This window comes from Pectobacterium carotovorum (genome assembly GCF_033898505.1).
In the GTDB taxonomy this organism is placed as follows: domain Bacteria; phylum Pseudomonadota; class Gammaproteobacteria; order Enterobacterales; family Enterobacteriaceae; genus Pectobacterium; species Pectobacterium carotovorum_J.
On sequence record NZ_JAXAFK010000001.1, the window covers coordinates 803,814 to 815,477 of the forward strand.

Below are 11,664 nucleotides of genomic sequence, written 5' to 3' on the forward strand. Positions count from 1 at the left end.
GGGGAGGTTTAGCGTTGCTCGGCCAACCACTGGCGCAGGCGTTCGGGCTGCTGTGCGCCGCTCAAGCGAGCAAGCTCTTCACCGTTTTCGATCCAGAGTAAGGTCGGCAGCGTTCTGACCGCCAATTTCTCCGCCAGCGCAATGTGGTGATCGGCGTCCAGATAATGACTTGGCAACTGGGGGTATTCCTCGTTATCCCGCATCGAGTCTAACTGTCGGTAGAGGCTCTTGCAGTGGACGCAGCGCTCCGCGCCGACCAGCAGCAGCTGTGGGCCATGTTGCGCTGCCAGTTCAGGCCAACGGTCGGCGGTGAGTGGCGCAAAACGCTCACGGTTGACGGCAAAGAGCTTAGGGCTGCGCTTGAGGTCTTCGCTATCGGTTGCGACGCACAGGGCATCGCCGCTCTTTTTGTAGGGGCGCGTGCCCTCAATACGAATGACGCTGGCGAAGCCGGGCGCGGCGGCGCCGGGTTGGCGTAACTGGGTGTTGTCGGGGGCGATCACCTCAGTTTCCTGTGGACGCGGCAGCTGTGGTACCCACTCGTAGGGCACGCGGTAAGCGCGATACAGCATGTTGGTGTTCACCGTCTTGCCCCAGTAGGGGGAAATAAACTCCCAGACAATCTCGTGATCGACGGTGACTTCAAAGAGTCGACCGTTGGCGCCTTCATTAATCAGCGTATTGCCGTTCGGCAGACGCTGGATATTGCTGATGTACGGACTGTAAAAACGGAAGGCATCGGTCGGGTGTGGGATGCCTGCTTCGTAGGGCGAATAGCGCCAGACAATATCCAGCGTTACCGGGTTGATTTCCAGCACGCGGGAATAGTCACGCCAGGCGTTTTTCACGCCGTCGGCCGACGCCGGATTGGGCGCGCCGTAGCCAGCCCAACCGCCGTTATCAAACACCAGAATATTGCCCGCGCCCGGCAAGCCTGCGGGGATCATATGTGCGTGATGCTGGCCGATAATCCAGCCAATGTGTTTGAGTTCCGGTGTGTTGTAATTCGGGCCAAGCTGCCAGACGATATGGCCGCTCTGCTTGTCGATGATGGCGATGATGTTGGACTCGCGTGCGTCCCAGATAATGTTATCCGGGTGGAAGCGTGTATCGCCTTGATCGAACCACGGGTTGGGGCCGAGTGCCGACATGGAGTTGATATGCATCCAGTCGCCCATGCCGCCGCCGCTTTTGCGCAGGTTAGGGTTGTTATACAGCGCGGTTTTCGCATCGTCGTCAAAGCCCAGCTCATCGAAATGATCGCTGCAACGCCATTCCCACAAGATGTTACCTTCCCAGTCCACCTCAATAATGGTGTCGTCGAGCAGCAGTTTGTCGCTAATGCGCGCATTGTGCAGGTTGGTATGCGCTAGCAATAGCGTGTTGCCGCCGATCGACTGCGGTTCCTGACCCGGTGTGTAGTAGCCGACCGGATTACCGCTGCGCTGGTAGTCATGATGGACGCGCGCCATCCATTCGGGCGGAAGATCGGGATCGGTAATGTGTTCATAGCCGTTGAATTTCCAGACGACGTTGCCGTCCCAGTCCACCTGAATCAGATCGACCATGTCCTGCATGCCGTAACGCGAATCGCGTTCACCGCTGTGTCCGAGGATGTAACCGCCGGGCAGGATCTTGTTGGGGAAGCCGTGCAGACCTTCCCACAGACGCAGTTCGGTGCCGTTCATATCCACCAGTACCGCGCCGCGTTCCAGCGCTTGAAAGACGGTGTAGCCGCCCCAGGCTTTTTCCGGGTTGTAAATCGTCGTGCCGGTCGGGTAGACGGAAGGGTGTCCCATAATGGTGCTCCAGTATTTACGTGTTCAGAGAAGAGGAAGCGGCCGCCGTATCGGCGGGCTGCGTCAGCAGTGCGAGCAGGTCGCTGCACTGTTGGTGAAAGGCCTGACTGTCACGCTGGCGCGGATGCGTCAACGAAATCGTCGCAATCTGGCGGATACGGCCCGGACGAGGTGCCAGCACGACGACGCGATCGGCGAGGTAGACGGCTTCCTCGACATCGTGAGTGACCAGCAGCGTGGTAGTGCCCTCCGTCTGATGAATGCGGCGTAGCTCCTGCTGCATCTGCTGGCGGGTTAACGCATCCAGCGCGCCAAAAGGTTCATCCAGCATCAGGATGCGCGGATTGGCGACCAGACCGCGTGCGATAGCCACACGCTGCGCCATACCGCCGGAAAGTTGGGCGGGCAGGGCATCGGCAAAATCCTGCAAATGCACAAGCTGAATAAAGTGGTCGATCAGGCGCTTCCGTGCTTTGTCGTCGACAGCCTCATTTGCCAGCCCGAGCGCGATGTTTTGCCGTACCGTCAGCCACGGAAACAGGCGCGGTTCCTGAAACACCATGCCGCGCTCACGTCCGATGCCGCGCACGGTGTTCCCTTCCACCAGTACACGTCCCTGATAGTCGTTGTCCAGACCGACCAGCATACGCAGCAGCGTGGATTTACCGCAGCCGCTGCTGCCGACAATCGCCACCAGTTCGCCGCTGTGAATCGATAGGGAAAAATCCTCAATCACCGTCAGCGTCTCGCCCTGTACGCGAAACTGTTTACGCAGGCGATCGAACTGCACCACCGGTGGTGGTACGTCAAGGGTTGTGGATGTCATGCGATTTCTCCTGTGGAACGCCAGCGCGTCATCCGCTGTTCCAGACCGAATCCGACGCGGTCAAGCACCGCGCCCGTTAATCCAATCAACAGCATGCCGCTGATAATCAGGGGCATATCTAGCAGCTGTTGGGCATTGATCATCAGGCTGCCGATCCCGGTGCCGGATGACATGAAATATTCCGCGCCGATGGTGCCAAGCCATGCGTAAATCAGCGACAGACGTAAACCGGCGAAGATTGCGGGGGCGGCACCCGGCAGGATCAGTACCCGCAGGCGGGTCCAGAGACGGAGCTGCAACACCTGTGCGACTTCCTGTAACGCCTGAGAACGCTGGCGGATACCCCGATGGTTGGCTACCAGCATCGGGAAGAAGGAGGCCAGCGCGACAAATGTGATTTTCCCGGCTTCATCGTTACCAACCCAGGCGGTCAGCAGCGGCAGCCAGGCAAACAGCGCGATCTGGCGCAGCGTCGCGACCGTAGGGGTAAAGAGGGCATCGCTGGTGGCATTCAGTCCCAGCAGCACGCCGCACACGAGGCCTGCGGCAATGCCGCATAGTGCACCGGCGAGCGCACGGGTCAGGCTGGCCTGCATCGCCTCGGTGAGCGAACCGTCACGGACGCCTTGCAGCAGCATGTTCCAGACATCAGCGGGCGGTGGCAGCAGCAGCGGATCGATCCAGCCAAAACGGCTGGCCTGTTGCCAGAGCAGCAGAAGCAGGAACGGTAAAACCAATGCGGATAAACGGCGAGACGGCGTAGCGATTAAGCGGCTGAGCGGCGGGTGTGGCCAGAAGACCAGACGGCGTTCCAGTTGATTGATTGCCCACTCCATTGTCAGCCCTGCCAGCCCGATGACGGCGATGCAGACAAACACGATATCCAACTGAAACAGCTGGCGTCCCCACACCAGCAGGTAGCCAATGCCCTGAGACGATGCCAGCAGTTCGACCACAATCAGTGATACCCACGCTTGCGAGAGCGCCAACCGTAAGCCGGTTAGCCAGGTGGGGAGCGCAGCGGGCAGCGTTAATTTAATGAGGCGATGATGCCACGGCAGACGCAGGGTACGAGCGACTTCCTGTAGCGCATGCGGCACGTTGCGCACACCCGTTTGCGTATGCAGCGTCACAGGGATAATCACCGCCTTGATGATGACAGCAAGCTTCAGGCCATCATCAATGCCGAACAGCACCATAAACAGCGGGATCCAGCCCAACGTTGGGATTTGTGCCAGCGCGTATACCGTCGGGTGCAACAGGTGTTCGGCGCGGTGTGAGGCTCCCATGAGCGCACCGAGCAGCGTCCCTGCCAGTACCCCAGCCAGCAGGCCGCTAGCCAACCGTTGCAGGCTGATAAAGAGCTGCGGCAGGAGATCGTTATGCCAGAGTTCGACGGCAGTTTTAGCGACGACGTCAGGAGCCGGGAGAATCTGGGCGGGCATCCAACTGTAGTGAGTGCTGATATACCACAGGGCCAGCAGCGCCAGCGGCACGACTATTGGCGCTAGAAGTATTGGCACTACAAAAGAATAGACGCGCGTTATCGGCAGAGAAGGCCAGACGATCGCGGTTTTTTTCAGCAGTATCGGCTTATTCATTTTATTCCCGAAAACCATCGCAGTTGGATGAATAGGGAATAAAAAACAGGTTTCGACGTTGAACGCCAATGCAATAAAGCGATGGTCGCCGTGTAATAAATGCATATGCGTAGCCCGAGCCCGCCAGTGCTGATTTATGCTTTTTTCCGCTGAGTAAACCTGTAAATGTTATTTAAGCCTGATGCAGACGGTTCGTTAGTTTTCATGGCAGATGAAACGAATTATTAAGGAAAACCGTATGCAACAACCCTCAATCCCATCGATAACTATTTTGTCGGTAACCCTCTTTGCTCGCTGGCGACAGAGGCTGCATAAGATCATTAGCGTTGCGCTGCTGCTGATCACGGCGCTAATGGCATCGACCGTTCAGGCGAACGACGCTGCTCCGCAGGATGCACAGAAGCCGACGGAGATTCGCATTGGCTTGCCGGACCAGAGCGCAGGCAGCAAACCTTTTATTCGCGGGCCGTTGGGGTTGGCGCATATTCAAAAGCAACTGGAGAAAGAATTTGAACCGCAGGGCATCAAGATTCAGTGGTCGTTCTTTAAAGGCGCGGGCCCGGCGGTAAATGAGGCGCTGGCGAACAAGCAGTTGGATGTGGTGTATTTGGGCGATCTGGCGGCCATTATTGGTCGGGCGGGGGGATTGCCGACGCGGGTGCTGGTGGGATCGCGCGGCTCTAATTCTTATCTGGCGGCGACACCGGAATCGGGTATTCAGCGTATTGAGGATTTACGCGGCAAGCGAATTGCGGTCTATAAGGGAACGGCCGATCAGCTGTCGTTTGAACGTGCGATTAAAAGTGTTGGGCTGAATGAACGCGATGTGCGGGTGATCAATCTGGACTGGACGGCGGGCAAGGCCGCGCTGGCAGCCAGACGCGTGGATGCGGTGTGGGGCGGGGTTTCTCTGCTGGCGCTGCGTAAGCAGGGCATCACTATCGTGACCACCAGCCGAGCGCTGGGCTGGGCGAATACCACGCAGGCCGCCGTGCTGGCGACGCAGGATTTTATCGACCACTACCCGGGCACGACGCAGCAGCTGGTGAATGTGCTGGTGGACAATGCGCAGTGGATCGGCGAGGCGCAGCATCTGCCGGAATATACCGCGCTGATGGCCGAGCAGAGTCAGATTCCGCAGACGATTTTTCAGGAGGAACTGAAAGCGGAGGATCTCCCTTTCCAAAGCTCGCCGCGTCTCGATCCGTTCCTGCTCAGCAGCTTGCAGGACAGCATCGAGCGGGCGAAAGCCGCCGGGCTGATTCGCAACACGTTCTCGGCCAGCGACTGGTTTGCCAGCCAGTTTGTTGACCGGGCGCTGAAAGCCAAAGGGTTGGAATCGAACTGGGCGGTGTATGACGCCAGCGGTAGTCCCACGAAATAATCACGAATGCGCTCACAGGGTCGGCAGTGCCGGAGCCGGTGAGCGCAGCCTGTCCTGCGCCAGTATGCTTTCGATCATCAACTCAGCCAGCGGTGGCAGCGTTCTCTGCAAACAGGTGACAATACCGAATCGGGTTTGCATATTTCCCCATTCCGGCGGCGTGCCCGTCAGCGGAATTTCTACCAACTGATGGCTTAATCGTCCCAGCGCAAAGCCATCCTCGCTGGCAAAGCTGATGGCCTGAGTGTGCCGCAGGATGCTGAAGACGGAATAGATATGGTCACACTGAATCTGTGGCCGATAATCAGGCTGACGCGTTAAAGCCGCCAGCACCTTGCGCATGCCGACGGGCATAAAAGGGGAGGCGAGCGGAAAGCGCAGGAGATCGTCCGGCGTCACGTTTGCCTGCTGCGCCAGCGGGTGTGAAGAGTGGCAGATAAAGAAGCAGCGCTGCTGGCTTAATGGCTGTACGTGGAGGTTGGTTTCCATTTCGGCCTGCCAGGTATCGGCAACGATAAAAGGCCATTCGTCGGCTAGCAGCCGCTCACGCAGGGATTGCCAGTTATCTACGCTGTAGGTGACTCTGGCGCGCGGACGAAGGGCATGGAAATGTGCGACCGCTTTGGGAATTAGCGTAGTCGACGGTGCGGGGCCGCAGGCAAACGTCAGTTCGCCTTCCTGCGCCTCGCTGATCTGTCGCATGTCGGTCATCAACTCCCAGGACAGCTCCTGCATGCGGCGCGCAAAAGGCAGCAGCGTATTGCCCTGCCACGTTAGCGCGAAGCGGCGACTCTGACGATCGATAAGCGGATGCCCCATCGTTTGTTCCAGCGCCTGAATACTGCGGCTGAATGCCGATTGCGACAGACAGACGGCTTCTGCGGCCTGTACAAAACTCCCATGTTCGGCCAGAGCAAGAAAATTGCGTAATTGCCGTAAATCCAGATGCATATTGCAGCTACCTATCATATCGATTTTTTCCCACTTTTTAGGCGGAGGTAGACAGGCAACGCAATGAACAAAAAGTCATAAGTTATAGCGAATTATTGCTATAGGACTTTCAGTCCTCTGAATCTGCCTTCTGGCGCGGTCAGCGGCTATTTCGCCAGCGCACAGGAAAAATCCTGAATTTCTTCCACCGATCCGAGGCTCATATTGAACACGTCAAGGCTGCTGGCGAGCAGCACCTTTTCGCCTGCTGGCGTAGAGACCATCGCGAGACCGTATTTTCCGATCGATTCATTCCGCGGCTGGGCGTAGCGATCGAGTGTTTTGAACGGATCGCTTTGCATCAGTTCGTTCGCCGTGAGCGTTTTTGCCAGATAGACATGCCCGTTAATTTTCACCGGCAGCGTTTTCCAGTCGGCAGAGAGCGTCGGAAACTGTTGGTTCAACGTTTGATAAATCTCCGGGCGCAGGCAGGCAATGTGAATATGCAGCTGGTTTTGCGTACGGCCATAGCGTGAGTTAATCGCCAGCGAAAGATAGTCATCTCTGATCGGTTTGCCTGCCTCGCGGGAAAGGTGGCCGCGGCGCGTCCATGCCTGTTCGAAGAAATTGGGTATGTTTTGCTGCAAGAGTTCAGGGCTTTCGATACCGCTGATTTTATCCGTTGGGAGCAGCAGGTCATGATAGGGGCCGTTTCTGTCATCAAAAAGCACGTAACCTTCCGCCAGATTGACTTCCAGACAGGGAGCGGGATTGCCGCTACGCTGCTGATTGGGCACGCACTGTTCGCTGACGATCTTCCACAGTGCATTGCTGTTTCCGCGCCCGAACGACCACCATAGGATGGCAATCAGCAAGGCAACAACAGGAATCAGAAGGAGGAGGAGGAACTTATTACGCGTCATGATGGATCTCCGGCAGAATGCGGCTGGCACAAAACATCAGGATAAACGGAGCATGAGAAAGTAGCGACGCTCAGTATGGTGCAGGAGCGATGTCATTAATATGACCCCGCGGCGAAGGTGAAAGCCTAATCGGTAACGGATTGTAAGGGAAATACGTGACAAGCAGAGGCGGCCTGCGGGGATGGCAGAAAACTATCCCCGCAGGCCGTTGTGCTACGAATGTGTGATGACCGACATCAGAACAAAAATCAGAACAAATCGACCCGCACGTCCACGCCAACGGTTCGGCCTTCATTGACCTGCGCGTAGCCCGATGTGCCGCTCATAAAGCCAAAGGTGCGGTAGCGGCGGTCGAAGACGTTATCCACATAGCCAGCGATATTCACCCGGTCGGTGGCCTGCCAACTGAGGCGCAGGTCGGTCGTGGTATAGGTGCCCTGACGCAACGCGTTGTCTCCGTCGAAGTAGTGCGGCCCTACCACATTGAAGGCCAGACGCGGCATTAATGCGCCGAACGAGGTATCAATCAGTCCGTTCAGGCTGGTGCCAGCACCGTAGCGCGGGACGAAGGGCACGCGTTTATCCTGATAGCTCTCACTGTCGCCGGTAAATTCAGAGCGGACATAGGTGCCGTTGATATCCCATGACCAGTTGGGAACGACCTGCCACTTCAGCATCATTTCTACGCCACTGGCATCGGCGCTGCCTGCGTTGCTGAGCGTTTGCATACCGACCGGGCCGGAATACAGCTGCATATCACGCGTGTGAGTATGGAACACGGCGCCCTGAAGCTGCACATTGCCGCTCTGATAGCGCGAGCCGATTTCATAGTTAATCGATTTCTCCGCGCTGTACGGAATGGCCTGTGTGCCAGCGGCAGGTGAATAGTTAAAGCCGGTTGGCTTGTAGCCCTGTGCGACGCGGGTGTAGACACGCCAGTCATTATTCAGCAGATAGCTGGCGGAGAGCTGTCCCAGCACCTGATCGTCATCGACGCTATTGCTGTCGCCCACGTTCATGCCGGAGAACTGCTGGCGATAACGGGTTTCGGCCTTATCGTGCGATACGCGCAGCCCGCCGCCCAGATCGATACGGTCGGTCAGGTGCCAGGTCAGATCGCTGTAGGCGGCTAACGTCTCCGTTGACGTGTTGGCATTGCTCTGCATAAACGGAGAACCTGCCATGCTGTAGGTCAGATCGAGTTTTTCACGCGTGTTCTGCCGGTAAAGGCCGAACACCATATCCACCGTGCGGCCTGCGCCGTGTGTCGCGGCACGCAGTTCCTGCACGTCCTGATTCCAGCGCTCCGGCATGTCGGCAATCAGCGTACCGTTCGGGAAGGTGCGGTCGTAATTCTGCTGCTGCCATGCGCCGATCAGGCTAAAAATCCAGTTATCGGTAGTGTATTTTCCGCTCAGCGACTGGCTGTGCGTGCAGCGGCGCAGTTTAGGATCGGGGGCGCCAGCGGCGATCTCCAGCGTCCGGTTTTTAGCATCGCCAAACGGCAGATAGGTATCCTGTGTGGCGCGCGTGCAGTCTTCCGTTAGTGCCAGACTGGTTTCCCACGGTTGACCCTCGGGAGCCAGCCGCAGTCGAAGATTTCCGACGCTGGACTTTGTCCCGCCGAGGTTGTTGCTGCCCGTCGCGGGGTTGGTCATCGCGCCTGAGTCGACCTGGCGCAGCAGCGTGACGCTGCCATACAGCAGGCCATCCTGAATAGGGCCGCTGAGGTTGATTTTGCCGTGATAGCCGTCGCGGCTGGCGACACCGCCTTCGACATAGCCGCGCGGCGTGCTGTCCGGCTGCTGAGTCACAATGTTGATAATGCCGCCCTGTGCGCTTTTACCGTACAGCGTTCCCTGCGGGCCTCGCAGCATTTCGATGCTTTCCACATCGGAGAGCGTCTGCACGGTGTTGGTGGCGAGCTGTGGTACACCGTCCACGTAGACTGTCACCGCCGGGCTGTAGAAATCCTGTGCGGAAGACACGCCGCGCAGTGAGATCGAGGGGAACAGCAGGCTGCCGTTATTGCCGAGGTTCAGGCCGGGCATCACACGGGTCAGCTTGTCAGTGCTGGTAACACCAGCATCTTTCAGCTCCGGTGCCGTCACAACGGTAGAAGAGACGTTGTTGGCCGAGGCGGAATAGGGCGACTGCTTGCTGGCGGAGACAACAAGCGTATCGTCCTGAGCGGCAAAGGCGCAGGAAGAGAGAAATACGCCGGTTAAGGCAAGCGGATAAAGACGCATTATTTTCATTATGAAGTCCCTGAAAAACTAAAATCGATGTCAAAGGCAACGGTTTCATCACGACACGCTTTAGTTCGATACGGAAAGCTACGATACGGAAAGCTACGGTACGAAAAGCGCGTAAGACAGAGAATGATGAAAGTTAAATGATAATTGTTTGCATTTTTTGAGCTACCCGTATCGGGTCTATTTCAACCCGAATACAGTAGGCTTCCTGCCTGTTTTTCCGTTTTGTTAATCCCGTCCTTGCTGGCTTATGATCGCTGGCACAGCACCGTCAGAAAACACGCGGGAAAGCCGAACAGATAACCGTTTGGCGGGCCACAGGCTGGCGACGGCAAAGCAGGCCAGCACGCCCAGCGTGGTCTGGTAGTTCGTGTGATGCGCTAACTGGAGCGCGGCAATCGACACGATCATAGCGACAGCGGCATCGGTAGATTGAAACAGCGCATAGTCGGATGCAGGCTGATGCGGTCTGACTAGTCCCATCAGGACGTTGTATAACGTGACAAACCCGACGGCGGCGGCCAGATTGACCACGCCAAAGAGCACGATCCACATGTTCAGCGCAAACAGCGGATAGCCGACGGCTAGCGTGATAGCGAGTAGCGCGTGCGTGACCATCACGGGCAACAGGCAGCGCAGTGCGCCCATGCGTCGAATCAGGACGTTGGCGAGCACAATCCCTACGCCGCTCACGGCGGTGCTGTACACGGTCATGACGATGCCCAGTTGGCTCAGGCTAAGCTGTCTGTCGATCAGCATGACGGTCTGTAGCGCCATCATGCCGCGCATCGCCAGATAGAAAATGGCTGTGAAGGCTAATACCGGCCAGAGTGTTTTAAACGTCAGACGATTTAGCGTCGGGCGTGCGGCTTGCTGAGTCTGATGATGCTGAATTTGGGATTGTCGGGTATAGCGCAGCGGCAGGATAAGCATCAGCAGCGACAGCCCTGCCAGCGCGAAGAATCCGCCTCGCCATCCTGCCTGCTCCGCAATGCTCAGGAACGCATAAGAGCCGAATAGAATGCCCAGATAGCTGCCGCCGACCTGTGCGGTATTCGCCAGCGCACGGCTGGCGGCGCTGGTGGTGCAAATCGTGATGCCGTCGGCATAGATATCGTGGCTGGCGGAAAGCAGCGCCAATAACATCAGCGCGATGACGATAGTCAGGACTGAGTGCTCGGGGGAGAGCACGCCAATTGCGACCAGCATCGCCGCCATCGCGACCTGGAGCAGCACCAGACTGCCTAAATAGGGATTACCGCGCAGAGGAAGCGCGTGACGCTCGCCCCACGGTGCCCACAGGCATTTGGCAATCCACGGCAGAAAGGTCAGCGACAGCCAGCTTAACTGCGCCAGATCCAACCCGGCGTGGCGAAAATAGCCCGCCACGCCTTGCATAATGAGTGCGGTGATCATGCCCTGATGAAGATAGAAACACCAATAGGGAAGGTAGCGTGTCATCGGGCTGTCTGTCATGGTTTGTCGCTATCCAGCAGCGTTATCGCCAGCGCCTGTGCTTCAAGCGGGGTGGCGACGACAAAGTAAGCATAGGGTGCCTGTCCAGACTGTGCCCAGTTATCCGCCCATTCCACGTATTTTTGCCTTTTGGCCTCGTCGCTTTCGATACGAATGGCACCTGCGCAGTATTGCTGTTGCAGGCTGGTGTTATCGCGCGTCCACTGAAGGTAAGCATTCATAAAGACGGGGGAACGATGGGGCAGGTCGGCACCGGTCATGCAGAGTACAAAGCGTTCTTGTGCGGCATACAGCTGAGCGATCTGCGCCATATAGCCAGCGGATTCATCGTCGGGCACCTGTTCCGGCATGTGTAAGAACACCACCGGCCAGGCGTGTGTATCAAGGAAAGGGTGTGGTGTTGCAATAGAATCGGGCATGACGGTTTCTCCTGCTTATCATGGAGAAAATGATAATCATTCGCTGTTGTG

General features: G+C 57.4%; 9 protein-coding genes. 1 reads left to right on the plus strand and 8 read right to left on the minus strand.

Annotation, left to right across the window (positions count from 1 at the left end; genetic code table 11):
- Positions 1 to 8: 8 nt before the first annotated feature.
- The 3 genes from R9X49_RS03410 to R9X49_RS03420 are packed head-to-tail and all read right to left on the minus strand — an operon-like array spanning position 9 to position 4,226.
- Positions 9 to 1,799, minus strand: a complete 1,791-nt coding sequence (locus R9X49_RS03410; RefSeq protein WP_319847222.1) for an aryl-sulfate sulfotransferase — start codon at positions 1,797 to 1,799, stop codon at positions 9 to 11.
- A gap of 16 nt (positions 1,800 to 1,815) precedes the next feature.
- A complete protein-coding gene (locus tag R9X49_RS03415; RefSeq protein WP_319847223.1) occupies positions 1,816 to 2,625 on the minus strand; it encodes an ABC transporter ATP-binding protein in 810 nt (269 codons plus the stop codon).
- The gene (locus R9X49_RS03420; protein ID WP_319847224.1) at positions 2,622 to 4,226 is read right to left on the minus strand and encodes an ABC transporter permease; all 1,605 of its coding nucleotides are present in this window, start codon (positions 4,224 to 4,226) and stop codon (positions 2,622 to 2,624) included. The genes R9X49_RS03415 and R9X49_RS03420 overlap by 4 nt, the downstream gene beginning before the upstream one ends.
- A gap of 238 nt (positions 4,227 to 4,464) precedes the next feature.
- Here R9X49_RS03420 and R9X49_RS03425 point away from each other — a divergent pair, with 238 nt between their 5' ends.
- On the plus strand, positions 4,465 to 5,610 hold the full coding sequence (locus tag R9X49_RS03425) for an ABC transporter substrate-binding protein (RefSeq protein ID WP_319847225.1): 1,146 nt from the start codon (positions 4,465 to 4,467) through the stop codon (positions 5,608 to 5,610).
- Positions 5,611 to 5,622: 12 nt separating this feature from the next.
- Here R9X49_RS03425 and R9X49_RS03430 read toward each other — a convergent pair whose 3' ends face one another.
- From R9X49_RS03430 to R9X49_RS03450, 5 genes are all read right to left on the minus strand, one after another.
- Positions 5,623 to 6,561 carry a LysR family transcriptional regulator gene (locus R9X49_RS03430; RefSeq protein WP_319848571.1) on the minus strand — a complete coding sequence of 313 codons (939 nt, stop codon included), beginning with the start codon at positions 6,559 to 6,561 and terminating at the stop codon, positions 5,623 to 5,625.
- A 146-nt stretch (positions 6,562 to 6,707) separates the two neighbouring features.
- Positions 6,708 to 7,463, minus strand: coding sequence for a CDP-diacylglycerol diphosphatase (locus tag R9X49_RS03435; RefSeq protein WP_319847226.1), 756 nt, complete (start codon positions 7,461 to 7,463; stop codon positions 6,708 to 6,710).
- A 248-nt stretch (positions 7,464 to 7,711) separates the two neighbouring features.
- Complete coding sequence (locus tag R9X49_RS03440; protein ID WP_319847227.1) at positions 7,712 to 9,721, minus strand: TonB-dependent siderophore receptor; 2,010 nt, start codon at positions 9,719 to 9,721, stop codon at positions 7,712 to 7,714.
- Positions 9,722 to 9,946: 225 nt separating this feature from the next.
- Entirely contained in the window at positions 9,947 to 11,194 is a 1,248-nt protein-coding gene (locus R9X49_RS03445; RefSeq protein ID WP_319847228.1) for an MFS transporter, read from the minus strand.
- Positions 11,191 to 11,613: a hypothetical protein gene (locus R9X49_RS03450; protein WP_319847229.1), complete on the minus strand. Its 423-nt coding sequence runs from the start codon at positions 11,611 to 11,613 to the stop codon at positions 11,191 to 11,193. Before R9X49_RS03450 ends, R9X49_RS03445 begins: the two co-directional genes overlap by 4 nt.
- Between the last annotated feature and the right edge of the window lie 51 nt (positions 11,614 to 11,664).